At 60.4% G+C, this 25,533-nt stretch carries 31 protein-coding genes and 1 tRNA gene; 11 read left to right on the top strand and 21 right to left on the bottom strand.

The window, feature by feature from the left end:
* Positions 1-42 precede the first annotated feature (42 nt).
* From N2A41_RS08840 to gatB, 5 genes are all read right to left on the bottom strand, one after another.
* Complete coding sequence (locus N2A41_RS08840; protein WP_260110752.1) at positions 43-477, bottom strand: DUF2155 domain-containing protein; 435 nt, start codon at positions 475-477, stop codon at positions 43-45.
* Between the two features lie 116 nt (positions 478-593).
* Positions 594-992: an NADH:ubiquinone oxidoreductase subunit NDUFA12 gene (locus tag N2A41_RS08835; RefSeq protein WP_222383852.1), complete on the bottom strand. Its 399-nt coding sequence runs from the start codon at positions 990-992 to the stop codon at positions 594-596.
* Positions 993-1,095: 103 nt separating this feature from the next.
* Complete coding sequence (locus tag N2A41_RS08830; RefSeq protein ID WP_260110751.1) at positions 1,096-1,569, bottom strand: GNAT family N-acetyltransferase; 474 nt, start codon at positions 1,567-1,569, stop codon at positions 1,096-1,098.
* 4 nt (positions 1,570-1,573) lie between these two features.
* Positions 1,574-2,077, bottom strand: coding sequence for a GNAT family N-acetyltransferase (locus N2A41_RS08825; RefSeq protein WP_260110750.1), 504 nt, complete (start codon positions 2,075-2,077; stop codon positions 1,574-1,576).
* A 3-nt stretch (positions 2,078-2,080) separates the two neighbouring features.
* Complete coding sequence (gene gatB / locus N2A41_RS08820) at positions 2,081-3,583, bottom strand: Asp-tRNA(Asn)/Glu-tRNA(Gln) amidotransferase subunit GatB (RefSeq protein WP_260110749.1); 1,503 nt, start codon at positions 3,581-3,583, stop codon at positions 2,081-2,083.
* A 148-nt stretch (positions 3,584-3,731) separates the two neighbouring features.
* Between gatB and N2A41_RS08815 the strand changes: the two genes are divergently transcribed.
* Complete coding sequence (locus N2A41_RS08815) at positions 3,732-4,043, top strand: DUF1294 domain-containing protein (RefSeq protein ID WP_162118703.1); 312 nt, start codon at positions 3,732-3,734, stop codon at positions 4,041-4,043.
* Between the two features lie 4 nt (positions 4,044-4,047).
* Here N2A41_RS08815 and N2A41_RS08810 read toward each other — a convergent pair whose 3' ends face one another.
* Positions 4,048-4,551: a GNAT family N-acetyltransferase gene (locus N2A41_RS08810; RefSeq protein WP_260110748.1), complete on the bottom strand. Its 504-nt coding sequence runs from the start codon at positions 4,549-4,551 to the stop codon at positions 4,048-4,050.
* A gap of 311 nt (positions 4,552-4,862) precedes the next feature.
* Here N2A41_RS08810 and N2A41_RS08805 point away from each other — a divergent pair, with 311 nt between their 5' ends.
* On the top strand, positions 4,863-5,120 hold the full coding sequence (locus N2A41_RS08805; RefSeq protein WP_017964084.1) for a YjhX family toxin: 258 nt from the start codon (positions 4,863-4,865) through the stop codon (positions 5,118-5,120).
* 50 nt (positions 5,121-5,170) lie between these two features.
* On the opposite strand, the gene N2A41_RS08800 is transcribed toward N2A41_RS08805, so the two are convergent.
* The 4 genes from N2A41_RS08800 to N2A41_RS08785 all read right to left on the bottom strand — a co-directional run bounded on the left by N2A41_RS08800 (position 5,171) and on the right by N2A41_RS08785 (position 8,150).
* A complete protein-coding gene (locus tag N2A41_RS08800; protein WP_260110747.1) occupies positions 5,171-5,446 on the bottom strand; it encodes a hypothetical protein in 276 nt (91 codons plus the stop codon).
* Between the two features lie 103 nt (positions 5,447-5,549).
* Positions 5,550-7,031: an Asp-tRNA(Asn)/Glu-tRNA(Gln) amidotransferase subunit GatA gene (gatA, locus tag N2A41_RS08795; RefSeq protein ID WP_260110746.1), complete on the bottom strand. Its 1,482-nt coding sequence runs from the start codon at positions 7,029-7,031 to the stop codon at positions 5,550-5,552.
* A 57-nt stretch (positions 7,032-7,088) separates the two neighbouring features.
* Positions 7,089-7,376, bottom strand: a complete 288-nt coding sequence (gene gatC, locus N2A41_RS08790) for an Asp-tRNA(Asn)/Glu-tRNA(Gln) amidotransferase subunit GatC (protein ID WP_017964081.1) — start codon at positions 7,374-7,376, stop codon at positions 7,089-7,091.
* Between the two features lie 69 nt (positions 7,377-7,445).
* A complete protein-coding gene (locus tag N2A41_RS08785; protein ID WP_260110745.1) occupies positions 7,446-8,150 on the bottom strand; it encodes a metal-dependent hydrolase in 705 nt (234 codons plus the stop codon).
* 116 nt (positions 8,151-8,266) lie between these two features.
* On the opposite strand from N2A41_RS08785, the gene ruvX reads away from it, so the two are divergent.
* Positions 8,267-8,761 carry a Holliday junction resolvase RuvX gene (ruvX, locus tag N2A41_RS08780; protein WP_260110744.1) on the top strand — a complete coding sequence of 165 codons (495 nt, stop codon included), beginning with the start codon at positions 8,267-8,269 and terminating at the stop codon, positions 8,759-8,761.
* Here ruvX and N2A41_RS08775 read toward each other — a convergent pair.
* From N2A41_RS08775 to N2A41_RS08765, 3 genes are all read right to left on the bottom strand, one after another.
* The gene (locus tag N2A41_RS08775) at positions 8,698-9,030 is read right to left on the bottom strand and encodes a DUF6105 family protein (RefSeq protein WP_260110742.1); all 333 of its coding nucleotides are present in this window, start codon (positions 9,028-9,030) and stop codon (positions 8,698-8,700) included. The two genes, ruvX and N2A41_RS08775, sit on opposite strands and share 64 nt — an antisense overlap.
* Positions 9,027-9,200 carry a hypothetical protein gene (locus tag N2A41_RS08770; protein WP_170261388.1) on the bottom strand — a complete coding sequence of 58 codons (174 nt, stop codon included), beginning with the start codon at positions 9,198-9,200 and terminating at the stop codon, positions 9,027-9,029. The genes N2A41_RS08775 and N2A41_RS08770 overlap by 4 nt, the downstream gene beginning before the upstream one ends.
* Positions 9,201-9,329: 129 nt before the next feature.
* Entirely contained in the window at positions 9,330-9,989 is a 660-nt protein-coding gene (locus tag N2A41_RS08765) for a TetR/AcrR family transcriptional regulator (RefSeq protein ID WP_260110741.1), read from the bottom strand.
* Between the two features lie 247 nt (positions 9,990-10,236).
* Here N2A41_RS08765 and map point away from each other — a divergent pair, with 247 nt between their 5' ends.
* The 5 genes from map to N2A41_RS08740 all read left to right on the top strand — a co-directional run bounded on the left by map (position 10,237) and on the right by N2A41_RS08740 (position 16,233).
* Positions 10,237-11,073 carry a type I methionyl aminopeptidase gene (map, locus tag N2A41_RS08760; RefSeq protein ID WP_012757260.1) on the top strand — a complete coding sequence of 279 codons (837 nt, stop codon included), beginning with the start codon at positions 10,237-10,239 and terminating at the stop codon, positions 11,071-11,073.
* A gap of 7 nt (positions 11,074-11,080) precedes the next feature.
* The gene (radC, locus tag N2A41_RS08755) at positions 11,081-11,908 is read left to right on the top strand and encodes a RadC family protein (RefSeq protein ID WP_260110740.1); all 828 of its coding nucleotides are present in this window, start codon (positions 11,081-11,083) and stop codon (positions 11,906-11,908) included.
* A 119-nt stretch (positions 11,909-12,027) separates the two neighbouring features.
* Complete coding sequence (sthA, locus tag N2A41_RS08750) at positions 12,028-13,434, top strand: Si-specific NAD(P)(+) transhydrogenase (RefSeq protein WP_222383836.1); 1,407 nt, start codon at positions 12,028-12,030, stop codon at positions 13,432-13,434.
* Between the two features lie 58 nt (positions 13,435-13,492).
* Positions 13,493-14,302: an endonuclease/exonuclease/phosphatase family protein gene (locus tag N2A41_RS08745; protein ID WP_222383834.1), complete on the top strand. Its 810-nt coding sequence runs from the start codon at positions 13,493-13,495 to the stop codon at positions 14,300-14,302.
* 161 nt (positions 14,303-14,463) lie between these two features.
* Positions 14,464-16,233: a B12-binding domain-containing radical SAM protein gene (locus tag N2A41_RS08740; protein ID WP_222335862.1), complete on the top strand. Its 1,770-nt coding sequence runs from the start codon at positions 14,464-14,466 to the stop codon at positions 16,231-16,233.
* A gap of 115 nt (positions 16,234-16,348) precedes the next feature.
* On the opposite strand, the gene N2A41_RS08735 is transcribed toward N2A41_RS08740, so the two are convergent.
* The 5 genes from N2A41_RS08735 to N2A41_RS08715 form a co-directional block, all read right to left on the bottom strand.
* Positions 16,349-16,768, bottom strand: a complete 420-nt coding sequence (locus N2A41_RS08735; RefSeq protein WP_222335863.1) for a nuclear transport factor 2 family protein — start codon at positions 16,766-16,768, stop codon at positions 16,349-16,351.
* A gap of 276 nt (positions 16,769-17,044) precedes the next feature.
* Positions 17,045-18,529 carry a trigger factor gene (gene tig / locus N2A41_RS08730; RefSeq protein WP_170277943.1) on the bottom strand — a complete coding sequence of 495 codons (1,485 nt, stop codon included), beginning with the start codon at positions 18,527-18,529 and terminating at the stop codon, positions 17,045-17,047.
* A gap of 200 nt (positions 18,530-18,729) precedes the next feature.
* Positions 18,730-18,814, bottom strand: a tRNA-Leu gene (locus N2A41_RS08725).
* Between the two features lie 153 nt (positions 18,815-18,967).
* Positions 18,968-19,558: a GDYXXLXY domain-containing protein gene (locus tag N2A41_RS08720; RefSeq protein ID WP_222335864.1), complete on the bottom strand. Its 591-nt coding sequence runs from the start codon at positions 19,556-19,558 to the stop codon at positions 18,968-18,970.
* Positions 19,555-20,658 carry a DUF2157 domain-containing protein gene (locus N2A41_RS08715; RefSeq protein ID WP_222383830.1) on the bottom strand — a complete coding sequence of 368 codons (1,104 nt, stop codon included), beginning with the start codon at positions 20,656-20,658 and terminating at the stop codon, positions 19,555-19,557. Before N2A41_RS08715 ends, N2A41_RS08720 begins: the two co-directional genes overlap by 4 nt.
* 868 nt (positions 20,659-21,526) lie before the next feature.
* Between N2A41_RS08715 and N2A41_RS08710 the strand changes: the two genes are divergently transcribed.
* From N2A41_RS08710 to trmFO, 3 genes are all read left to right on the top strand, one after another.
* Positions 21,527-21,673 (top strand): DUF1127 domain-containing protein, encoded by a 147-nt coding sequence (locus N2A41_RS08710; RefSeq protein WP_003539019.1) that lies wholly within the window; start codon positions 21,527-21,529, stop codon positions 21,671-21,673.
* Positions 21,674-21,967: 294 nt separating this feature from the next.
* Positions 21,968-22,111: a DUF1127 domain-containing protein gene (locus N2A41_RS08705; protein WP_003539017.1), complete on the top strand. Its 144-nt coding sequence runs from the start codon at positions 21,968-21,970 to the stop codon at positions 22,109-22,111.
* Positions 22,112-22,203: 92 nt separating this feature from the next.
* Positions 22,204-23,634, top strand: coding sequence for a methylenetetrahydrofolate--tRNA-(uracil(54)-C(5))-methyltransferase (FADH(2)-oxidizing) TrmFO (trmFO, locus tag N2A41_RS08700; protein WP_260110739.1), 1,431 nt, complete (start codon positions 22,204-22,206; stop codon positions 23,632-23,634).
* 111 nt (positions 23,635-23,745) lie between these two features.
* Here the strand turns inward: trmFO and N2A41_RS08695 are convergent, their stop codons facing one another.
* The 3 genes from N2A41_RS08695 to N2A41_RS08685 all read right to left on the bottom strand — a co-directional run bounded on the left by N2A41_RS08695 (position 23,746) and on the right by N2A41_RS08685 (position 25,531).
* A complete protein-coding gene (locus N2A41_RS08695; RefSeq protein WP_017964066.1) occupies positions 23,746-24,213 on the bottom strand; it encodes a hypothetical protein in 468 nt (155 codons plus the stop codon).
* Between the two features lie 71 nt (positions 24,214-24,284).
* Positions 24,285-25,142 carry a phytoene/squalene synthase family protein gene (locus tag N2A41_RS08690; protein WP_260110738.1) on the bottom strand — a complete coding sequence of 286 codons (858 nt, stop codon included), beginning with the start codon at positions 25,140-25,142 and terminating at the stop codon, positions 24,285-24,287.
* Positions 25,143-25,144: 2 nt separating this feature from the next.
* Positions 25,145-25,531, bottom strand: coding sequence for an Mth938-like domain-containing protein (locus tag N2A41_RS08685; protein ID WP_003539009.1), 387 nt, complete (start codon positions 25,529-25,531; stop codon positions 25,145-25,147).
* Between the last annotated feature and the right edge of the window lie 2 nt (positions 25,532-25,533).

Raw genomic sequence — 25,533 nt, 5'->3', positions numbered from 1 at the left:
GCGTCGGGTTGTGGAGGGTGCGGAAGACCAGCGAAGACGCAGTTACTTCGCCTTGGCGCCGTCAGGCGCCGGGACATCCGAGTTTGCCTTGCAGTCTTTCAGCCAGACGTCGTAGATCGGGTGCTCGACGGCATTGAGGCCGGGGCTGGCGGCGAACATCCAGCCGGTGAAAATCCGGCGGATCTTGCGGTCGAGGGTGATCTCGTCGACCTCGACGAAACCGTCGATCTTCTGGGCTTCTGCCTGGTCGCGCGAATAACAGGCCTTCGGTGTCACTTGCAGCGCGCCGAACTGTACCGTCTCATTGACATAGACGTCGAAGGTCGTGATGCGGCCGGTGATCTTGTCGAGGCCGGAGAAGACGGCAACCGGATTTTCGATGCGTGCGGCATTTGCCGCAACTGGCGGAAGCAGGGCCGAAAGCGCCAGCAGCGATCCGGCGGCACGCAGCACCATGTTCCGCGTGAAGAGCTTCATGTGTACCCGTCTCCAGACATTTTCAGTTCACGGCCGCGGTCAAGCGCTGCCAACCTGCGGGTAAAGGTCAATTGTGGCCAAAAGCCGGGTCTTGGGATCGCCCCGGTCGGGCCGTCTCAGTTGCCTGGCGTCCAGGCGTCGTAATCGCCGGTGACGCGTGGACGCTCGCCCGGAACGGCGATGGAACCCGGCGGACGATAGGCCTGCGACGAACCGGTATGGTTGGGACGGTGCGGCTTCTGCCATTCCTTGGCGACGTAGCTCTCCTTGGACGGAGGAACATCGGTGCGATGATGCATCCAGCCATGCCAACCCGGCGGAATGGCGGAGGCTTCGGCATAACCCTTGTAGATCACCCAACGCTTCGGCAGACCGTAGGAAGACATGCCGCCTTCGTAGTAGACGTTGCCGAATTCATCCTCGCCGACGCGCTTGCCAAAACGCCAGGTCGCAAAACGCGTGCCCATCGTCTGACTGTTCCACCAGGTAAAGGTCTGAACCAGAAGATTCCACATGTCTTTTCCTTGTGCCCGCCAGATGCGAGCCAAACCAGAATTCGTTTCCTCGCTTATGCCGTCGCCAAGCCGAATTGTCCAGCGATTCCACGACGGACACGGGTCATTTCAAAGCCATCTTGAAGCCCAGATGCGAGGGCTTGAAGCCCAGCCTTTCATAGAAACGATGGGCATCCTTGCGTACTGCATTCGAGGTCAACGCTACCCGCCCGATACCGCGGCCTTTTGCCTCTGCAATGGCGAATTCGATCATTGTGGCACCGACCCCCTGCCCGCGCATATCGGCGCGCGTCTGCACCGCCTCGATAATCATCGCCGGGGAGCCGCGGCTGGTGAGCGACGTCGTCACCATCGTCTGGAACGTGCCGACGACCTCGCCGCCGCGCTCTGCGACGTAAAGCGTCTGGTCGGGCGAAGCCTCAATGGCGGCGAAGGCCCTGATATAATCGGGAAAGGCTTCGGGATCGGTCGTATCGCCGTGACCGCCGAGCGCATCGGCGGCAAACATAGCCACCAGCGCCGACAGGTCGTCCTTGCGCGCCTGACGAATGAGAATGTCGGATAACTCAACGGCCACGGCTTCAATGTCCTTCGAGCGGTTTTTCGAGGATCAATGCCGGAATGCCGGATTGCCCGGCCCCGCTATTTTCGTTGCGTCCGACCTCGATGAAGCCGTGCGAGAGATAGAAGGCGATCGCCGCAGCGTTTTGCGGTTCAACTTCGAGACGTATGATCTCGGCATCCGGAAAGCAGGTTTCGAGTTCGGCGAAGATATCGCGGCCGATACCCTGGCGCTGTAGCGCCGGCCTGACATAGAGGAGATGCAGCATGACCGTTTTCGTCAATTGCTGCGACATTGCCGCATACCCCATGCCGCCGATATTGCGGCCGTCATCGGCAACGAGGAATTCGGCATCCTTTCGCACCAGGCGCGCCTTCAGCGCCGCCGGCGAAAAGAGATGGGCGACCAGTTCATCTACCCTGGCTCGGCCATACAGGCCGTCATAGCTGGCATGAAAGCTCTCCACGAGCAGGGCGTGCACCTTCTCCAGGTCGCGCTCGCCGGCCGTGCGGACGAAATACACCGCTTATTCCTCGATGCCGAGCTTCGCCTTGACGAGGGCCTGGACAGCCTGCGGATTGGCCTTGCCGCCGGTCGCCTTCATCACCTGGCCGACGAACCATGCCGCCATGGTCGGCTTCGCCTTGACCTTTTCGACCTGATCGGGATTGGCGGCGATGATCTCGTCCACGGCCTTTTCGATGGCGCCGGTATCCGTCACCTGCTTCATGCCGCGCACTTCGACGATCTCGGCGGGATCGCCGCCTTCGGTCAGAACGATCTCGAACAGATCCTTGGCGATCTTGCCGGAGATGGTTTCGGCCTTGATGAGGTCGATGATGGCGCCGAGCTGGGCCGGCGAAACCGGCGTCTGCTCGATGTCCTTGCCGGTGCGGTTGAGCGCGCCGAGCAGATCGTTGATCACCCAATTGGCGGCCATCTTGCCGTCACGGCCGGCGGCGACTGCTTCGTAATAATCGGCGATCGCCTTTTCGGAAACGAGCACCGAGGCGTCGTAGATCGACAGGCCGAGCTCGCGCACGAAGCGCTCCTTCTTGTCGTCAGGCAGTTCCGGCAGATCGGCTTCGAGCGCCTTGATGAAGGCGTCGTCGAATTCGAGCGGCAGCAGATCCGGATCGGGGAAATAACGATAGTCGTGCGCATCCTCCTTGGAGCGCATCGAGCGCGTCTCGCCCTTGTTCGGATCGAAAAGGCGGGTCTCCTGATCGATCTTGCCGCCCTCCTCCAGAATTCCGATCTGGCGGCGGGCTTCATATTCGATCGCCTGGCCGATGAAGCGGATGGAGTTGACGTTCTTGATCTCGCAGCGCGTGCCAAAATCTTCGCCCGGCCGGCGGACGGAGACGTTGACGTCGGCGCGCATGGAGCCCTCGTCCATGTTGCCGTCGCAGGTGCCGAGATAGCGCACGATCGAGCGCAGCTTGGTCATATAGGCCTTGGCCTCGTCGGACGAGCGCATGTCGGGCTTGGAGACGATCTCCATCAGGGCAACGCCGGAACGGTTGAGATCGACATAGGACATGGTCGCGTGCTGGTCATGCATCGACTTGCCGGCATCCTGTTCCAGATGCAGGCGCTCGATGCCGATCTCGATGTCCTCGAACTGACCCTGGCGGTCCGGCCCGAGCGAAATGACGATCTTGCCTTCGCCGACGATCGGATCCTTGAACTGCGAGATCTGATAGCCCTGCGGCAGGTCGGGATAAAAATAGTTCTTGCGATCAAAGAGGGAGCGCTTGTTGATCTGCGCTTTCAGGCCGAGGCCGGTGCGAACCGCCTGCTTGACGCATTCTTCGTTGATCACGGGCAGCATGCCGGGCATGGCGGCGTCGACCATCGAGACGTTCGAATTCTGCGGCTTGCCGAATTCCGTCGAGGCGCCGGAGAAGAGCTTCGAATTGGACAGCACCTGGGCATGGACTTCCATACCGACGATGACTTCCCAGTCGCCGGTGGCGCCGGGGATGAAGCGTTTCGGATCAGGCGTGCGGACGTCGACAAGGGTCATCTGATGCTCTTTGCAGGCTGTTCTTTTCCACTGGTGAGGTAAAGGAAATGGCGTACCGGTGCAAGGCTTTCGCCATGGCGCGCATCACGGTTTGACGGCGGGCGGCGACATTTGTCGTGTGTTAACCAAGGCACGGTAGAGTTGTCGCATGACGATAATCGATATCACCAAGTGGGCCGCACCGTTTCTGGCGCTGAACCTCCTCGTCTTCTCGATCTATTTCCTCGACAAGCAGGCGGCGCGCGATGGCAGGTGGCGGATCAGCGAGCGTACGCTTCTGACGCTTGCGCTGATTGGCGGCAGCCTCGGCGCGGTGGCTGCACAGCAATTCCTGCGGCACAAAACGAGAAAGGAGCCGTTCCGGTCGATCCTGGCGGCGATCCTGATGTTGCACAGCGCATTGGCCGCGGTGCTGATCTTTGCGCCAAAATGGCGCGTTTTCCTTCTTCAGGATTTTTGAAGCATCAGAATTCCTGCCCACCTTGGCCATCCGAAACGAGCTGTTTCGTCAGCCCAACGGAGGGCACGTCGCGATCAAGCTTCGGATTGTAGGCGACCGAGAGCCAATGGATGCTGTAGCCGTGCTTCCGGAAGAAGCCGATCGCCTCGCTATTGCCGGAGTGGGTCTGCATCGCCGCCTTTTCGAGGCCCTGATCGGCGATCTCCTTTTCGATGCGGACGAGAAGGGCCGAGCCAAGGCCCTGGCGGGTGAAGACGGGATCGATCCAGAAATCCGAGATGGTTTCGTCTAATCCCTCGCGCGCCGCCCAGCCTGCGACCTGGCCGTTCTGCTCGACGACGGTGATGGTCAGCCAGTCGTTTTCCACGAAGTTCCGAAAGGCGTTGCGCGCTGCGTCGATCATCGCGTCCGATTCGCCGATCGACGCCATCGCCTTTTGCCAGGCCCTCAGCCCGATCTCGCTCAATAACTCCGCTTCACCGTCGCGGGCATTGCGAATGTGGATCAACGACACCTCCGCGTTACCCGTGAACTAGACCATTGAGTCGCGGATTTTACCAGTAGCTCCAACGGGATGATCCACCGAAACCGCGGTTTTCGACTGGTTTTGACCTGAGAACACGCCCTTGACCGAATTTTCCGGGCTGAATAATAGGTCTTATCGAGGTGTTTTATGTTGAGCCTTCCTGAGACCCGGTAAAGGCCCTGCCCGCAAGTTTGCTTGCGCGCATGGGCCCGAAAAAAACGAAGCCCTGACGTTCGAATGAGCGCCAGATCGTTTTTGTGCGCCCTGCCGGGCGCGATACCGGATCTCAACACATGGATATTTCTCGCACGGAGCAGCGCATCCTGCATCTCATGGCCCAAGGCGGCCGCATTGAAATTACCCGCGACGACGACAGGAAAATCGGGACGGTCAGTTGCTTCACCCGCGACGGCTGGCTCTATCCCGGCGTCGACCTCGATCTCTTCCGCCGGCTGAAGCGGCTGAGGGCAATCAAGTCCTCAGGTGGCCAGCCCTACCGGATCACCGAAAGAGGGCTGAGGTTGGTCAGGTCGCAGCTGAACAACAGGTAATCGTGGCACCCCTGATCGCGTCTCGAACGGGCGCGGTCAGGGGGATCGTCTCAGGCCTTTGCAGAAAGTTCCGTCCGCATCGCCGACCACTCGTCGGCCATCGTGCCCGTGCCCCGCGCCTTACCGGCGCGGCGATACCAGTAATCGGCGTTCCAGGCATCGCCCTCGATGCGATGGCAAAGGGCGTGCCCCCAGTCGAACGGCTGTTCGCCTTCGTGGCGCTGGCAGATGTCGTGGACGGCCTGCCAATCCGCGCCCTTGGTGAAACCACCGGCAGAGAGGCGATCGAATGCCTCGATCAATTGCGCAATATCATTGCTGGCCATAAAACCTTCTCCTGGTTCCGGCTATCAATCAACCATGCGGCAAAGCCGACGGCGCCGACCGCTTCGTGGTCGGCAGCCGCTATCTTATGAATCGTTAGATCCGTTACCACCACTTGGCCGGCGTAAACCGGCCGGCTGCCTGTTCGATGACGTGGGCGGTCTTGAAGAGGGTTTCCTCATCGAAGGGTTTGCCGATCAACTGCAGGCCGAGCGGCAGGCCCTTGTGGTCGAGGCCGGCCGGCACGGCGATGCCGGGCAGGCCCGCCATGTTGACGGTCACCGTGAAGATGTCGTTCAGATACATCTTCACCGGATCGGCGGCGAGGTTCTCATCGGCGACGCCAAAGGCAGACGACGGTGTCGCCGGCGTCAGGATAGCATCGACACCGGCGTCGAAGGCGAGTTCGAAATCGCGCTTGATCAGCGTACGCACCTTCTGGGCGCGGATGTAATAGGCATCGTAATAACCGGCCGACAGCACATAGGTGCCGATCATGATGCGGCGCTTGACTTCCTTGCCGAAGCCCGCGGCGCGCGTCTTCTCATACATGTCGACGATATCCTTGCCGTCGACGCGCAGGCCGTAGCGCACGCCGTCGTAACGCGCGAGGTTCGAGGATGCTTCGGCGGGAGCGACGATGTAATAGGCCGGAAGGGCGTATTTGGTGTGCGGCAGCGAGATGTCGAGGATTTCGGCGCCGGCATCCTTCAGCCAGGCGATGCCTTGGCGCCAGAGGGTTTCGATCTCATCCGGCATGCCGTCGACACGGTATTCGTTCGGAATACCGATCTTCATGCCCTTCAGCGACTGGCCGAGGGCCGCTTCGTAATCCGGCACCGGCAAATCGACCGATGTCGTGTCCTTGGCGTCGACGCTTGCCATCGACTTCAAAAGGATGGCGGCATCGCGGACGTCGCGGGCGATCGGGCCTGCCTGGTCGAGCGAGGAGGCAAAGGCGACGGTGCCCCAGCGCGAGCAGCGGCCATAGGTCGGCTTGATGCCGACGGTGCCGGTGAAAGCGGCCGGCTGGCGGATCGAGCCGCCGGTATCGGTTGCGGTCGCGCCGGCGCAAAGATGCGCGGCGACAGCGGCGGCCGAGCCGCCGGAGGAGCCGCCGGGCACGAGCTGCTGGTTGGAGCCTGCGGCGCGCCAGGGATTGATCACTGGGCCGTAATAGGATGTTTCATTCGACGAGCCCATGGCGAATTCGTCCATGTTGAGCTTGCCGAGCATGACGGCCCCGTCATCCCAGAGGTTCTGCGTGACGGTCGATTCATAACGCGGCTCGAAACCGTCGAGTATATGGCTGCAGGCCTGGGTGTGGACACCGACGGTGGCGAAGAGATCCTTGATGCCGAGCGGAATGCCTTCGAGGTCACCGGCCTTGCCGGCGGCGATGCGCGCGTCGGAGTTCTTCGCCATGACGCGGGCGAGATCCGGCGTGACCTTTATATAGGCATTCAACCGATCATTGGCCGCATCGATCGCCGAAATATAGGAATCAGTCAGTTCGATCGCGGTGATTTCCTTGCCGCGCAGCTTCTGGCGGGCTTCGGCAATGGTCAGGCTGGTGAGTTCGCTCATCGTGTTTTCGCTTCAAATCTGGAAATGGCAACAGGGTCGGAAAGAGGCTGCGAAGCCTTATTCGACGACTTTCGGCACCAGGAAAAAATTGTGGTCGGTGACGGGCGCATTGGCGACGATATCGGCTGCCTTGCTGCCGTCGGTCACCGCGTCCGTCCGCTTCTTCATCGCCATTGGGGTCACCGAGGTCATCGCCTCGACGCCGTCGACATTCACTTCGGAGAGTTGCTCGACGAAGCCGAGGATGCCGTTCAGCTCGCCGACCATGCGATTTGCTTCGTCCTCGGAGACGGCAATACGGGCAAGGCGGGCGACGCGCTTCACGGTGGCAAGATCGACGGACATGGCATTCTCCGGGTAGGATTTTTCCTACCCGCTATAAAGGCCCTGTCCGCCTGACGCAACGGGGTTTCGTCAGATCGACAGGCTCTCGGAAGGCCTGATCGCCTTCACTTCGGTCTTCGATCCTTCCATGCCGGCAACGAATTTTTCAGCCGTCTGGTCGATGATCGGGAAGGTGCCGTAGTGGCAGGGGATCGCGGTCTTGAAGTTGAAATAGCGCCGGCAGGCAAGGGCTGCCACAGCGCCGCCCATGGTAAAGCGGTCGCCGACCGGCACGAAGCCGATATCGGGCTGGTGCAATTCATTGATCAGCGCCATGTCGGAGAAGATGTCGGTATCGCCCATGGCAAGGATCGAGGCTTCGTCGTCGAAATGCAGCATCAGGCCGTTGGCGTTGCCGAGCGCGTGCGAGATACCGTCCTCGGTGATCTGGGCGGAGGAGTGCAGCGCATTGGTGAAGGTCGCCGAGAAGCTGCCGAGCGCGATCGTGCCGCCGGTATTGCCCATCTCGATCTTGTCGACGCCCTTGGAGCCGAGCCAGGCGGCAAGATCGGCATTGGCGAGAACGACGGCGCCGGTTTCCTTGGCGAGTGCCACGGTATCGCCGACATGATCGCCGTGGCCGTGCGTCAACAGGATGTGAGTGATGCCGGCAGAAACAGCCTTGATATCCTGGCCGGAAAAGGAGGCGTTATAGCTGAGGAATGGATCGAGCAGGATCTTCGCCCTTGATGTCTCGATGCGGAAGGCGGAATGGCCAAGCCAGGTGATCTTCATGAAATGTCTCCTTTATTACGTGATGCAAAGCCGGTTTAGATGCTAAGGACATATCTTATGCGGCCGCAAAGAAAAGCGGCGGCAACTTCAATTTGTTTTGACAGGATAAGACGGCGATGACGGTGCTGACGATCGAGGAAATGGCCGAAACGCTCGCTCCGCGACAGGCAATTGCCGGCCTCGATCTCGGCACCAAGACGATCGGGCTTTCGATGTCCGATCTCGGGCGGCGTTTCGCCACGCCGCGCACGGTGATCCGCCGCGTCAAGTTCACCATCGATGCCCAGGCGCTGCTGGATTTCGCCACAGCGGAAAAGGTCGCAGGCTTCGTCATCGGCCTGCCGATGAATATGGACGGATCGGCGGGTCCCCGCGTACAGGCAACGCGCGCCTTCGTGCGTAATATGGAGCAGAAGACGGCGCTGCCCTTCGTCTATTGGGATGAGCGGCTTTCGACGGTTGCGGCCGAACGGACACTGCTCGAAATGGACGTCTCGCGCGCCAAGCGGGCCGAACGGATCGATTCGGCCGCCGCAAGCTTCATTCTTCAGGGCGCGCTCGACAGGCTTTCCTTACTGGCAAGGTCTGATGGAGACGAATTCAACGCCTGACGCGCTTTCCACCAGGCGATGACCGACTTGCGCTTGCGGAAGGTCAGAATGGCGAAAACGACGAGGCTGTCGACCGCGATCGCGCGGGCAACGAGCGGCGGGATAGACTCCGGCGGAATGCCGAGCGCCTTGCCGTAAAGCTGGAATGTCAGGTCATGGACCTGCCGGGTGAACATGAAGATGCCGAAACTCATATCGTAATAGGAGAGCCAGTACCATCCGCCCAGAAAGACGATGGGGCCGGCCCAGAAGACCAGAAACCACTTCATGCGGCCTCTCCTCCATGCTTGCGTGTCACGGGCAGATCGAGGGTGACCAACCAGGTCGACGATGCCATGATGCAAAGCACCAGCGCCGGAATTGCGATATCCAGCGCCAGGACTGCGAAAAACATCATCGCCGTCACCAGGAACGCGGCTTTAGCGATCTTGATTCTCATGGGCGTCAACTCGGGGCTTCTACTCGTACATCTCTGCTCACCGCCACACTGTCGGGTTAACCAGGCCCCCGCAACATAAACCATTTGTTAAGGTTAACGTGGCCCCGCCCCCTGTGGATGAGGCAGGCATCAACCGTAAACACCACGCACGATGCGCTTCAGCGCTAGTGCCGCCTTCTCCCAATCCTTGGATGTCTTCAGCGACAGGCCGGCGCACTGCCCGCCGGCTGCGGCGGCCAGCACGAGGTGCTGGATCGCGGCGATGACGACGGCGTTGACGGCAGCCGCATCCACGCCCTTCGGCGGCGCCAGCGAGCCGCGCATGCGCTCCAGCCAGAGAGCGAGCGCCTTCGAACGCGCTTCGGACAGCCGCCTCACCTGTTCGGTGTTTTCAGAAATCTCCCAGGCGAGGATGCGGCGCATCAGCGGATCGGTTCTCAAGGCGTCGAGGAGGAGAAGCGACAGCCGCTCCATCAGGTCGCCATAGGTGAGCAGGAACATGCCGCCGGCGTCTTCCGGGATGCGATCCTTTACCCATGTGCCGAGATCGGTGCCGATCGCCTCGACCAAGCCGTCGAGGCCGCCATAATAGCGATAGATCAACTGCTTGTCGCAACCGGCGCGGCGGGCAACCGCATTGATGCCGAAATTCTGGAAGCCTTCCTCGGCGAGCAGCCCCTTGGCGGCGGCAAGGATTGCGCGCTCGGTAGCGCCGCGGTCACGCGCCCGCCGTTCCGGCTCTCCGCCGGTCCCGGGTGAATTTTCAAGATTTACGGCTTCATTCAGCATGATCGACCCTTCCCCGCTGTCACCAATCGGTGAGTAGCGGGGAGGCTTCATGCAATCAATCCTATCTCCTTGGGAGATTGTGGATATTCCAGCCGGACGGCTGATTGTCCGCCGAACGGATGTGGAAAGCTGCACGTTGGACTGATCGGATCCGTCCAGAAATCTCGTCCTGGCAGTTGATCGTGATGGACGAACCCGGCATAGCTGCATTATGAACAAATCTAACAATCTCTGCTAAGGCCCTGCAATGGTGAACTATATCGAAGCCTCTACCGCGCCCCCGAAGAATACGGGCGCCATCCGGCTTTATGATGCTGAAGCATTCGAGGGTATGCGCAGGGCGTGTCAGCTGACCGCGCGCTGCCTCGATGCGCTTGCCGACATCGTCAAACCCGGCCTGCTGACCGATGAGATCGACAGGTTCGTCTTCGATTTCGGCATGGATCACGGCGCCTATCCTGCGACGCTGAACTATCGCGGCTACACCAAATCGACCTGCACCTCGATCAACCACGTCGTCTGCCACGGCATTCCCAACGACAAGCCGCTGCGTGACGGCGATATCGTGAATATCGACGTCACCTTCGTGCTCGACGGCTGGCACGGCGATTCCAGCCGGATGTACCCCGTCGGCGTCGTCAAGCGTGCTGCCGAGCGGCTGCTCGAAGTCACCTATGAATCGCTGATGCGCGGCATTGCCGCCGTCAGGCCCGGCGCCCGCACCGGCGCGATCGGCGAGGCGATCCAGACCTATGCGGAGGCCGAACGCTGTTCGGTGGTGCGCGATTTCTGCGGCCATGGCGTTGGGCGGCTGTTCCACGATTCGCCGAATATCCTGCATTACGGCCGTGCCAACGAGGGGCCGGAGCTGCGCGAAGGCATGATCTTCACCATCGAGCCGATGATCAACCTCGGCCGGCCGCATGTGAAGGTGCTGGCCGACGGCTGGACGGCAGTCACCCGCGACCGCTCACTTTCGGCGCAGTACGAACACACCGTCGGCGTCACCTCCGACGGCTGCGAGATCTTCACGCTGTCGCCTGGCGGGCTCGACCGCCCCGGCCTGCCGTCACACAACGGGTGACGCTTCGATGGCGAAGGGCCCCGTTTCGACATCTTCCGATGACGAGCTGCCTTTCCCAACGCAGGAGCCTATTGCCGCCGACGAACGCTCGTTTTTCGGCGGACACCCGCAAAAACCGGCCGGGCCGAATGCCAGGACCACCCTGTCCGCTTCGCTTGCCGGCCATGAGCATTATCACGGCCATCGGGAGCGATTGCGTGGCCGCTTCCGCGAGCTCGGCGACACAGCGCTTGCCGACTACGAAATCCTCGAACTGCTGCTTTTCCGGCTGATCCCGCGGCGTGACACCAAACCGATCGCCAAGGCGCTGATCGAACGGTTCGGCTCGCTCTCCGGCGTCTTCGGTGCGCCCCAGGCGCTGCTGATGGAAGTCAAGGGCGTCGGCGAGGCCGTGGCGCTCGACCTGAAGCTGATCTCGACTGTCGCCCACCGGACACTGAAGAGCGAGCTCAGGAGCAAACAGGTTCTGTCTTCGTGGTCTTCGGTCATCCAGTATTGCCATGCAGCCATGGCGCACGAGACACGCGAACAGTTCCGCATCCTCTTCCTCGACAAGCGCAATGTGCTGATCGCCGACGAGGTACAGGGCCGCGGCACGGTCGACCATACGCCGGTCTATCCGCGCGAGGTGGTCAAACGCGCGCTCGAGCTTTCGGCAACGGCGATGATTCTCGTCCACAACCATCCCTCCGGCGATCCTACGCCATCGCGCGCCGACATCGACATGACGAAGGTGATCATCGATGCCGCCAAGGCGCTCGATATCACCGTCCACGACCACGTCATCATCGGCAGGGATGGGCATGTCAGCCTGAAGGGGCTGAAGCTGATCTGAAAGGGCACAGGCCCGGCGGAACCGGCGGTCGTAAAACAATCTGTAACATTGACCGGCTAACGATGGACGGGTGACATTTTGCGTCGCAATATGATTCCTTTCCAATCCGGGGCTTGATGATGCTTCAGTACGATCTCGTTGTGGTGGGCAGCGGTCCAGCAGGGCGCCGCGGCGCGATCCAGGCGGCAAAACTCGGCAAGAAAGTGCTTGTCATCGAGCAGGGCAAACGCGTCGGCGGCGTGTCCGTGCATACCGGCACCATCCCTTCCAAAACGCTGCGCGAGACGGCGCTTAATCTTTCCGGCTGGCGCGAACGCGGCTTCTACGGCCGGTCTTACCGCGTCAAGGAAGAGATCAGTGCAGATGACCTGCGCCGCCGCCTGCTGATTACGCTCAACCACGAGGTCGAGGTGCTGGAACACCAGTTCGCCCGCAACCGCGTGCAGCATATTCGCGGCAAAGCGAGCTTCATCGATGCATCGACGCTGCAGGTGATCAAGGATGACGGCGAGACCACGCAGGTCACCGGCGCCAGCGTGCTGCTTGCCGTCGGCACAAAGCCTTTCCGCCCAGATTACATACCCTTCGACGGCAAGACCGTTCTCGACAGCGACGAACTGCTCGACATCCAGGACCTGCCGCGATCAATGGTCGTCATCGGCGCCGGCGTCATCGGAATCGAATATGCGACGATCTTCAGCGCGCTCGACACCGCCGTCACCGTCATCGATCCGAAGGCGACGATGCTCGACTTCATCGACAAGGAAATCATCGAGGATTTTACCTACCAGCTGCGCGACCGCAACATGAAGCTGCTGCTCGGCCAGAAGGCCGACAAGGTGGAGAGGCTCGAAAACGGCAAGGTCGAACTGATGCTCGACAGCGGCCGACGCCTTACGACCGACATGGTGCTTTTCGCCGCCGGCCGCATGGGGGCAACCGATGCGCTGAACCTTCAGGCCATCGGCCTCGACGCCGACAGCCGCGGCCGTCTCAAGGTCAATCCGGAAACCTTCCAGACATCAGTTGCCAACATCTATGCCGCCGGCGACGTCGTCGGCTTTCCGAGCCTTGCCTCGACCTCGATGGAACAGGGCCGCATCGCTGCCCGCGTCGCGGTCGGCGCGGTCGCCAAGGAGCCGCCGAAATATTTCCCCTATGGCATCTATGCCGTGCCCGAGATTTCGACCTGCGGCCTGACCGAAGAAGAAATGAAGGAGCGCGGTATTCCCTATGAATGCGGCATCGCCCGCTTCCGCGAGACGTCGCGCGGTCATATCATGGGCCTCGACACGGGGCTTTTGAAACTGATCTTCTCGCTGAAGACCCGCCGCCTGCTCGGCGTGCATATCGTCGGCGAAGGCGCCACCGAGCTGGTGCATATCGGCCAGGCGGTGCTCAATCTCAAAGGCACCGTCGAATATTTCGTCGAGAACACCTTCAACTATCCGACGCTCGCCGAAGCCTACAAGATCGCTGGGCTCGATGCGTGGAACCGGATGGGCGACATCAAGTCAGAACTTTAAAACGCATCATGTAGACGGCGGAGCTTTCGTCTAAATCCGGCCGCCAAAACGGAGCCGAATGACATTGCGCATCATTTCGCTGAACGCATGGGGCGGTAGGCTGCATGAGGCCTTGATCGGCTTTGTCAGGCAAGCCGATCCGGATGTCCTGTGCCTGCAGGAAGTGCTGCGGGCGCCAGGTACGGGCGGCGGATGGTCGATCTATCGGGACGCGGGGCTGGAGCTGCCGCAGCGCGCCAATTTGTTTACTGAGATCAGCACCGCCCTGCCCGCTCACGACGGTTTTTTCTGCCCGACCTCGAGAGGCGAGCTTTTCGATGGCGATACCGTCATTGCCGCCGAATTCGGGCTGGCGACCTTCGTGCGCAAAACGCATTGCGTCATCGCCCAAGGGCTGAACTTCGTGCATGGCCGTTTTTCCGCTGATGGCTGGGGCGAGCATCCGCGGCCGCGAAACGCCCATTGCATCCGTCTCTTCAGCCCTGAGCACGCATCTACCGTGACGGTCGCCCACATGCATGGCCTGCGCGATCCCGCGGGCAAGGGCGATACCGCAGCGCGCGAGGAGCAGGCCGAGGCGCTGGTCAGGCTCATCGCGCGCGTCTGGCCCGGCGACGAAGGGCTCGTCCTCTGCGGCGATTTCAACGTGCGGCCTGACAGCGCGACCTTTGCGATTCTCGCCACACTCGGGCTTTCCGATCTCGTCACCGGAAACGGCCTTGTAGACACGCGAACCTCCTACTATCTGAAGCAGGGCCGCTTTGCCGACTACATGCTGGTGACGCCAGGGGTGAAGGTTGCCAAATTCGAGGTGGTCGAGGCGCCCGAAGTCTCCGACCATCGCGCATTGCTGCTCGATATCGGGTAGTATATTAAGGAATGATACACGTCGCGAAGCGTTCGCGCGCCGTGCCGTTTTTTACGCCTTAGTTTGAACCCTCACAAATGGCATTGATACGCGGTGCCTGATATATGCCTTCAACGCCATTTTGCCTTCGGGCAAAAGCTTCTAAAGAAAGATAGATACTCTTGTCCCATGTCTTGGAAGCTGCGCGCCGACGTTTTCAGCTGATCCTGATCAAGCCGTCGCATTATGACGATGACGGCTACGTCATCCGCTGGTGGCGGGCGATGATCCCCTCCAATTCGCTTGCGGCTCTTTACGGCATCGCTGCCGAATGTGCCGAGCGCAAGGTGCTCGGCGACGATACGGCGATCGACATCACCGTGATCGACGAAACCAATACGCGGATCGATGTCGCCGGACTGCTGGCGCAGTTCAAGCGCCACGACAATTTCGGCATGATTGCGCTCGTCGGCGTCCAGACCAACCAGTATCCGCGCGCCCTCGATATCGCCCGGCCGTTCCGCGATGCCGGCCTGCCGGTTTCGATCGGCGGCTTTCATGTTTCCGGCTGCCTGTCGATGCTGGATGGCAAGGCGGTCGGGCTCGACGCCTGCCGCGACATGGGCATCTCGATGTTTGCCGGCGAAGCCGAGGGCCGGCTCGACATGGTGCTGCGCGATGCCGCCGCCGGTGAGCTGAAGCCGCTCTACAATTTCATGAACGACCTTCCCGGTATCGGCGGCACGCCGGTTCCCTTCCTGCCGAAGGACAATATCCAGCGCACGCTCGGGCTCAGCACCAGCTTCGATGCCGGACGTGGCTGTCCCTATCAGTGCTCGTTCTGCACCATCATCAACGTGCAGGGACGCAAGTCACGCTTCCGTTCGGCCGACGACGTCGAGAAACTGGTGCGGATGAACTGGGCGCAGGGCATCCACAAATTTTTCATCACCGACGACAATTTCGCCCGTAACAAGGATTGGGAAGCGATCTTCGACCGGTTGATCGAACTTAAGGAACGGGACGGCATTCCACTCGGCCTGATGATCCAGGTCGACACGCTCTGCCACAAGATCCCCAATTTCATCGAGAAATCCAGGCGCGCCGGGGTCACGCGCGTCTTCATCGGCCTTGAGAACGTCAATCCGGACAATCTGACCGCCGCCAAGAAGAACCAGAACAAGATCACCGAATACCGCAAGATGCTGCTCGCCTGGAAGGCGCAGGGCATCATGACGCTTGCCGGTTATATCTTGGGCTTCCCCGCCGACACGCCGGAATCGATCCGCCGCGACATCGCGATCATCCAGGAAGAGCTGCCGCTCGACGTCATCGAATTCTTCATCCTGACGCCGCTGCCCGGCTCTGAGGACCATCAGGTCCTGTGGAAGAAGGGCATCGAGATGGATGCCGATCTCAACATCTACGATGTCGAGCACGTCTGCACCGCGCATCCCAAAATGAGCAAGCAGGAATGGGAAGACATCTACCACGAGGCCTGGTCGCTCTATTATTCGCCTGATCATATGAAGACGCTGCTGCGCCGCGCCGTTGCGACCGGGGTACCGCTGGCAAGGCTCGTCAAGGTTCTCGTCTCCTTCGCCACCACCGTGCCGCTGGAAAACGTGCATCCGCTGCAAAGCGGTCTGCTGCGCCTGAAGACGCCATCGGAGCGGCGCCCTGACCTGCCGCGCGAGAATCCGCTGGTCTTCTGGCCGCGCTTTGCCTGGGAAACCTTCCGCAAACATGCTTCGCTCGCAGGCACGATCGTTGGCCTGACGATTTCGGCGTTCCTGATTTCAAGGGATGCAAAGTCGAAGACCTATATGGATCAGGCTTTGACGCCGGTCGCCGACGACGAAGAGGAAACGCTCCACCTCTTCACACAGACCGCAGGCGGCGCCGCAGCCGTGAGCCATGTCAGGAAAGTCGCGCAACTGACAGCGCATTGAGCGATAATTCTTGAACGGCGGCTGACGCCCGAAGACATGGGCGGCATTAAACTCTAAAGCGCGTCGCATGAATCGACTTTGACAACGCTTCGAAGGCTCCGACCTTGGTGGCCGTTTAAGCGACTTGGATCATCTTGGCCGTCTCGGCCACTTGCAGCGTGTCGACGAATTCGACAATCTTGACCAGTTTCCCATCCCGGAAATGGATCTTGTCAATGAATTCCGTATGGAAGCTCACGCCCGATGGGATGTGCCTGATCTCGCCTTCACGGTGGGCAAAGACCATATGCTCATCCTCGTCCACATAGATAGCTGTCCTGATATTCGATAGATCCCATACGGTGATAAGCTGCGTTATCGCTTGGCGAAAAGCATGCCCGCTTGATTCAGTCGAAAAAGGCGCCAGCCGTGTATTGCCGACCATGCGAAAGGTGCAACCCTCGCCGATCAGCGCCAGCGTAGCTTCGACATCGCCGCAGTCGCGCACAGCATAGATTTCTTCCACCAGCTTCTTCATGTCATGCTTTGCAGTCATTTTCAGGTCCCTCCACCATCAGGAAATCTGCATCGAATTATACTTTCACGCAACTCTTTGTTGTTTCGAATGCATAAACACAATGGAGTAGGCGGCGAGAAATGAACTGCCCTGTACAATAGAAAAGGCCCCGCACGATGGCGAGGCCTCCCAAACTTTACTGCATGATTCCTTAAATCGGAATCGATTTAAGGACAAAATCATGCAGCAACTCAAAGTGTTACAGCTTCCTTTGCGCGTCTGAAAGACGCGCGGCGCTGTAGAACTGAAAAGCGACTATTCGGCGCTTTCGTCAGCCGCCTTCTTCTTCGGAGCAGCCTTCTTCTTCGGTGCGGCTTCTTCGCCTTCACCGGCGTCCGCTGCTTCGGCCTTGGCGGCAGCCTTCTTCTTCGGCGCGGCTTTCTTGGTCTCAGCCTTGGCTTCGCCTTCTTCCTCGGCGAGCAGCTCTTCCTTCGTCACCTTCTTGTCAGTGACGTCGATTTCGGTCAGCAGGTGATCGATGACCTTCTCTTCGAAGATCGGCGCGCGGATCGAAGCGGCGGCACCCGGCTGGCTGCGGAAGAATTCGAGGATCTGCTTTTCCTGGCCCGGATACTGGCGCAGCTGATCGTAGATGGCGCGCTGCATTTCGTCTTCGCTGACTTCGACGCCGGCCTTTTCGCCGATTTCGGAGAGAACGAGGCCGAGGCGAACACGGCGCTCGGCGAGCGTCTTGTATTCCTCGCGAGCCTTCTCCTCAGTCGTGTCTTCGTCCTCGAAGGTCTTGCCGGACTGGGCGAGATCGTTGTTCACCTGGCTCCAGATGCCGTTATATTCGGCGTCGACGAGCGAGTTCGGGGTTTCGAACTTGTACATCTCGTCCAGCTGGTCGAGGATCTGGCGCTTCAGCTTCTGGCGGGTCAGCGAGCCGTACTGCGATTCGATCTGGCCACGGACGATTTCCTTCAGGCGATCGGCGGATTCGATGCCGAGCTTGGAAGCGAGTTCGTCGTTGATCTCGACATCGGCAGGTGCGGCGACTTCCTTGACTGTCACGTCGAAGGTCGCTTCCTTGCCGGCGAGGTTCTTGGCCGGATAGTCGGCCGGGAAGGTCACGGTGATGGTCTTCTCGTCGCCGGCCTTGGCGCCGACGAGCTGGTCTTCGAAGCCCGGAATGAAGCGGCCGGAGCCGAGCACCAGTTCGGCGCCCTGATCGGTGCCGCCTTCGAAGGCTTCGCCGTCGACCTTGCCGACATAATCCATGGTGATGCGGTCGCCATTCGCGGCCTTGCCGGTCTTGGTCTCGTAGGCGCGAGCGCTTTCGGCGACCTTCAGGACCTGCTCGTTGACTTCGTCGTCCGAGATGTCGATCACTTCGCGCGTGACCTTGATGCCCTTGACCGACTTCAGTTCGATCGGCGGCAGCACTTCATAGGAAAGCGTGAATTCGAAATCCTGCTCGGCAGCGAGGATCTTGTCGGCTTCGTCCTTGTCTTCCGTCATGGCGATTTCCGGCTGCGTGGCCGACTTCTCACCGCGGCTGGACAGGATGGCGGCCGGCTGCTCGCGGACGATCTCGTTGACGAGATCGGCCATGATCGACTTGCCGTAGACCTTCTTCAGGTGAGCGGCAGGGACCTTGCCCGGACGGAAGCCGTTGATGCGAACCTTGTCCTTCACATCGGCAAGACGCTCATTCATCTTGTCTTGCATGTCCTTGGCCGGGATAACGACCTTGATTTCGCGCTTCAGCCCTTCAGCGAGCGTTTCGATAACCTGCATGTCTTCCTACCTTCATTTCGTGGCGGCCGTGCCCAGACGCCGTTCGTTTCGATGAGCACGACGCCGGCGATCCTGCCGCGCGTGGCTTTTCCCAATTCCTGTATCATTCCGCCCAAAGGGGAACGGCACTCGCGGGCTATTCGGGACAACTCTCGGCTGCCCTAAGCCAACCGATTTCAGTCTCCCGCCTGCAAACAGCTTGGTGCGGGTAGAGAGACTTGAACTCCCACGCCTTGCGGCACCAGAACCTAAATCTGGCGTGTCTACCAATTTCACCATACCCGCGTTCACAAAACCGCATGCCTATGCCTGCGCATGAGGCCTTCCGGAGCGCGGCGTCTCTATATCACCCGATTTGGTCGAGGCAAAGGAAAAATGAACGGTAAATGACAGGGGATTTGCGGCCCTGGAGCCGCCCCGCCCCGAAGTGCGACGAGATCAGTAAAGCGGCTCGTCGTAAACCGGCTTGCCGTCAACGAGAAGGCTGCGAATCTGTGCGCTTCCATCAGGCGAGACACGCACTGCGATGGCGACGTTGCCGTCATTGCGGGCCTCCTCGATCGGCTTGCCCTCGCCTTCTGGAACGTAGTAGCGCTCGATGCCGTATTCGACACGCATGCTGTCGCCGGCGGCAAGTCCGCCACTATAAAATGGCTGGCTGCGCAGGATCACGGTCTCCGGCTGCGGAGGCAGTTCGTGAAAGGACGATTCGATCACCGTCCAGAAACCGTCTTCCTGCTTCTTCAACCGGACCAATAGCACGCGTTCGCCTGGCTCTGCCGGAATGCCGCCGGAGACCGTCTGCACCGGCACAGAGGAAATGTCGTAGTTCAAGACGACATAATCGCCGCGCAGGAAATCACGCGGATCGACGGGCGCCGTCTTCAGCAGCACTTCAGCGCCATCGCTGAGGATCGACGCCCGGCTCTGGATGATCGTGCCGAGGATCAGGGTCTGCAGACCGGCGACGATGATCGCCGAAAGCAGATAGCCCTTGCCGGATTGCAGCCTTGCCATGAACGAGTTCATGCGCCCTCCCCCTGTGCATTCGCCGAAAAACGCCGCTCGAGACGGATGACGATCCAGGCGACAAGTGCCACCACGAGACCGGAGAAAAGGAAGAGGCTCGACGTGCCGAGGATCGAGCCGACGGTGACGGAGGCGAGATAGAGCATCTCCGCGGCAAAAATCGTATAAGCGAGATAACGCACCGCGCCATTATCCCTTCCATGCAGGGCAATCGCCAGCACCGAAGCGGCAAGTGTCGCCACTCCGAGCACCACCAGCCGCCAGCCGTCCTCGATCTCGATATGCAGCAGCAGCAAGCCGATCCCGGCGACAAGGAAGCTGTAGAAGGCCGGGGCCGCACCGGCGCTCCTGACCAGGGAGGCAATAGGCCGGAGCGGCAACGCCGTCAGCACGAACGCCGCCATGCCGCCGATCGCGAAGGCAAGCGCCACGGCGATCTCCTCATAAAGAGTGTAGAGCCAGGCGAGCCAGCCGATCAGCAGCAGATAGGCGAGATGGCGGGCCCGCTCGGCGCCGGTATAACGCACCAACCCGATGACGATTGCCGCCATGAGAGGCGCCATCCAGGGATCGAAGCCTATCCAATGCGTGTCGTGGTTCTCAAGATAGAGGGCAAACGACGCCCAGGAGAGGACGCCCGCGACGACGGCCACTGCGCCCGAACGGAACAGGATCGCCGAGATCGTCGCGATGGCGAACCAGAGATACATTACCGTCTGTTCATCGCCGGAGAGATGATACATCTGGCCGACCAGCGAGATGGCGCCGCCGAAGCTCATCGCGCCGATGACCAGCAACCCTCCTGCCGCCGCCGTCGCACCGCGGGCGAGCAGACGGGCAGCGGCGATGTGCACGACCCAGATCAGGGCAAGGATGGCGCCGACGCGGACGAGGCGCGGGATGGCCTCCCAATTGGAGGCGACGACCAGCAGGATGGCGGCGGCAAGCAGCACCGCCGCCAGCGCCATCAGCACCCGGCCGAGGCTGAAGCTTGCCGGGCGGCTATCATATTCGGCGAGAAGCGCGCCCGCCGTTTCCTGCCTGAGCAGGCCTTTGCCTACCCAGAGCGAGAGATCCCGCTCCAATCTGCCGCGATACATGCCCTACCCCTTATTTCTGCAACGCCGACTGCGCCTGCGGCTCACGCCGTTATAGACGCAGGACCGGTGTCCGCAAACGCTCTGCAACAAACATACAAGTTCCTCACTGGTCTAAATAGTACCGAGTGTTAACCAGCCGCTAACGCCAGAAGCGCTAATATAAGCCTATGGACGGAGAGATATGCGTATTTCGCATATCCGGCATGAATTTATTGCGCTGCACAATATTCATTAGCCATACTATTGAACAACACATCAAAGCACGGGGATGGCGCCCCGGCCCGGCCTAGCCGGAGGCCCGCGGATGCTTTGTCCGTGACGAGATTCGCAGTCGCGCACTCCTCCTCCCAGCGCGCTGCGATAGACTGGCAACACTCCTCCTCCCAGTTGTCAGTCACCATAACACGCCCGCCGGATCCTCCCCCGGCGGGCGTTTTTGTATAGCCAAAGCTTCATTAAGGCCTTGGCGGTGAGAGGATTTTCGTCGCAGGGCGCCGTCATGCCACATTGTCGTCACGCCGCACCACCAACCCCGCGAAGGGGTGGGCGACTTCCAATCCGAAGCGGAACGCCTCTTTGCAGCGGAATGGACGAGCGGAATCACCGGAGGAAGCAGCGTTTTCTGCTATGGCACTTCATTCGCCTCTCCAAATCGAACTGCTTTCTCAAAAGTCATTCTGCCTATTCGTTGGCCAAAAAATGGTAAGTCTGCGTCAAATACCTTTTGAGCATTGCATATCTCGCATAGGTGATCTGAAAACTTGGCTGTTTTAGTCTTTCGCATCGCAACATATATTCCAGTTATCAAATAGAGGTCAGCGCCGATCGGTGGCTGCTGGCGAATAAAACCCTCGGAAAGGGGCTTAACATGAACTTCTCTCGCTCTTTCAATAACTGGCGCAAGTATCGTCAGACCGTCACGGAACTCGGCCGCATGACCAACCGCGAATTGCACGATCTCGGCATCGACCGTTCGGACATCCATCGCGTTGCCCGTGAGGCTTCTCACCGCTAATTCCAGGCGATCCGCTGCTCCTCCCAAGCAGGATTATTCTCGATTGAAACGCCCGCTGTATCCGCAGCGGGCGTTTCTTTTGTCTGCACGTGGTGGCCGCGGTGGTTGCATGTTTTTCCGCTTGTTTAGCCCGCTCAAAAAATATCCTCTGCTTAATTGAAGAGCATCATAGTGCACAATTGCATGGCAGACGCCTTTTATTTGCACTGCACAATCGGACGGTTCTCGCCTATATAAACATCAACCGCAGAGAGACAGGCGATCCCGCCGTCCCGCGGACATAGGAAGAAGACAATGAACCCGATCCGCATTGCAAGAAGCTGGCTCAGCTACCGTCGCACGCTCAATGAACTCGGCGGCCTTTCGAACCAGACCCTGTCCGATATCGGCGTTAGCCGCTACGACATCCGGAATATCGCATCCCGCTCGTTCCGCTAATAGCGAGTACGATGCTTCCAAGACGGCGCCCAGGGCGCCGTTTTTGATTTCGGGGTGTTGGATCGCACCGGCCGACATGATATCAGCCCGGAATGAACACGATCTCCTATTCCCCTATCCACGTCGTCGGCGGTGGGCTTGCAGGTTCGGAAGCCGCCTGGCAGATCGCCAATTCCGGCGTTCCGGTCCTCCTGCATGAAATGCGCGGGGTGCGCGGCACGGATGCGCACAAGACCGATGGTCTTGCCGAACTTGTCTGCTCCAATTCTTTCCGGTCCGATGATGCGACCAGCAATGCCGTCGGCGTCATCCATGCTGAGATGCGCATGGCGGGCTCGCTGATCATGGCCGCTGCCGATCGATGCCAGGTACCGGCCGGTGGTGCGCTCGCCGTCGATCGCGACGGTTTCTCCGAGGCAGTGACCAAAGCGGTCCATGACCACCCGCTGATCACCGTCGTGCGTGAAGAGGTCACCGGCCTGCCGCCGAAGGATTGGGATCTTGCCATCGTCGCCACCGGACCGTTGACGGCGCCGTCGCTCGCGAGTGCCATCCAGGCGGAAACCGGCGAGGATTCGCTCGCCTTTTTCGACGCCATCGCGCCGATCGTCTACCGCGAGAGCATCGACATGGATATCTGCTGGTATCAGTCGCGCTACGACAAGGTCGGGCCTGGCGGCACCGGCAAGGATTACATCAACTGCCCGATGGACGAGGCGCAGTACAATGCCTTCGTTGACGCGCTGATATCAGGCGACACGGTCGGCTTCAAGGAATGGGAGGGTACGCCTTATTTCGACGGCTGCCTGCCGATCGAGGTGATGGCCGAACGCGGCCGCGAGACACTGCGCCACGGACCGATGAAGCCGATGGGGCTGACGAACGCGCATAATCCGACGGTCAAGGCCTATGCCATCGTGCAACTGCGGCAGGACAATGCACTTGGCACGCTCTACAATATGGTTGGCTTCCAGACGAAGCTGAAATATGGCGCACAGGCTGACATCTTCCGGATGATCCCGGGTCTGGAAAATGCGGAATTCGCCCGTCTCGGCGGGCTTCACCGCAATACCTATATCAACTCCCCTACCTTGCTCGACCCGTCGCTGACGCTGAAATCGCGGCCCGGCCTGCGTTTCGCCGGCCAGATCACCGGCTGCGAGGGTTATGTGGAAAGCGCCAGCGTCGGGCTGTTGGCCGGGCGTTTCGCCGCCGCCGAACGCAAGGGTGAGGCGATCTCGCCGCCGCCGGCGACGACAGCGCTCGGCTCGCTGCTCGGTCATATCACCGGCGGACACCTGGTCACCGACGAAGAGCCGGGCAAACGATCGTTCCAGCCGATGAACATCAATTTCGGGCTGTTTCCGGAGCTCCAGCCGGGTTCGATCGTCAAGCCTGAAGGCGTCAAGCGCTTTCGTGGCAAGGACAAGACGATCATGAAGCGGCAGTTGATCGCCCGGCGCGCTCTTACAGATTGCGCCGCCTGGCTGGGTCAAGAATCGACGCTTGCCGAAAGCGCCTGACCGGCGTTTTCAAACGCGTCGCATCGAACCGGTTCATGCGACCCGCTCGAAGTCTTTGCCTTTATGCATGTCGTCCTCCCAAAACCGCTGCACACTTTTGGGCGACATGCATTACTGCTTGTTCGCCGCCGAAATATTGCCTGTCGGCAGATCTTTATCCGGCTCTGCGATATAATTGCCGAGCAGCCAAAGCGAAACCTCCGAAGCTTCCTTGGCGGAAGCGAATTCGAAATCAGCGTTGTGATAGGGTGCATCGAGGAAGTCGATCACCAGTCCCCGGCCCGTTTCCGAGCCCACCACGCGCACCCGACCCGGCTCGATCAGATGGCAGGCGAAGTGGCGCGACATGTTGCGCATGAAGCCCGCCTTGTTGTCATGCAGGCGCACGAAGACCGCCTGACCGTTTTCCGTCGCCTGCAACTGACGGATCGCCTCGTTCGGAAAGGCGCGACCGAATTCGATGATGGCGAGGCCCGTGTCATGCAGGCCGTCTTCCTTGTTCTGCGCGGCCATGCGCGTTGCCACAAAAGCAATGAAAATGACGATGGCGAAAAGAACGCACCAGACGATAATGCCCACGCCGAGTCTCCGTTCAAAGGGTAGCGGTGGAAGCCTTGTAACGCGCGAGACTTGCGCGAATTTGACCGATATCAGATTTTCCGGCGGGTTGCTGCCAGTCCCATTCGCAGCTGGCGGCGCCATTGCGGCGGCTGCAGCGGTCGGTCGAACAGCAACGCGCCTCGCTTCTGCGCTTTGACGAGCACCGGTTCGGCAAGCGTCGCCGGCAGGAAGGCTGGAAAGACGGCCGGCGCAATCGGCCCCGCCGCCCTCGCCTTCACCAGATGTTCGCGACCAAGACCGGCTAAGGCCTCGATGGCAGCAGAGATGCGCGGCCTGTCTTTTCCAGCAAGGAAGGCATCGCGATCGAGACCGGTGGCGGAAAGGATCTGCAGCGGAATATACACCTGGCCGCGGCGGCGATGCAGCGGCATCAGCAGCAGCAATCCGGCGACCGCCTGGGCGACGCCGGCATGGCCGGCGGCGTCGGCCGATCGTGCGGCTTCCTCCGGCGACAGCACGAGACTTGCGAGCTGGATTAGGGCCGATGCCGTTTCACCGGCATAGCCTTCAAGCGAAAGGCGTGTCTCCATCGGATCGTCATAGAGATCGAAGGTGCGGGCCTCGATCATGTCGATCAGCGTCTTGCGCGGCAGGCGGTGCGTTTCGATCGCGGTCAGAAGGGCTGCTGCGACGGGATTGGCTGCCGTCGAGCCGTGTGCGCTGCCTTCCAGCAGGTCGTGCCAATATTGTAGCCGCACCTCGCCGGGCAACGGCTCGTGCACGAGATCGCGGATGCGGGCAAGCTCGGCATTGAAGGCATAAAGAGCTGCAAGCGCGCCGCGCTTTTCCTCCGGCGACAGCAGACAGGCGAGATAGCGGTCGCGATCGCTGTCACGCAGCATCGCCAGGCAGATCTCCTGGTTCATCGCAATATGCGCTTCAGTCATCGTCAGACCGCAATCAATGCCGCGGCGACGGCGCGTTGCTCGGCGAGCATGATATTGAAGGTGCGGACTGCAGCGCCGGTGCTCATCGGATCGGAGGAGATGCCGCGCGACTTCAGCGCCAGCCTCAATTCCTCGGGCAGACGGCGAAGCTCGGTTCCGGTACCGACGAGCAGAACCTCGATATCGGCGGCCTCATCCAGCACCCGGCGAAAATTTTCAGGCGACAGCGGTTTCGACATGTCCATGTCCCAGCCATGAATGCCGGAGGGCAGGCAAAGGATCGAGCCGCGATGCGACATGTCGGCAAAACGAAAGCCGCCATTGCCATAAGCATCGATCGGAGCGCGCCCGGGGAAATGCGCGGCGCGGATTTCTATGCCTTTTGCCATGT

The sequence above is a fragment of the Rhizobium sp. SRDI969 genome, assembly GCF_025152725.1.
Lineage (GTDB): Bacteria > Pseudomonadota > Alphaproteobacteria > Rhizobiales > Rhizobiaceae > Rhizobium > Rhizobium leguminosarum_I.
Note: the sequence above shows the minus strand (reverse complement) of the source record. Positions and strands in the feature narration are given on the sequence as shown.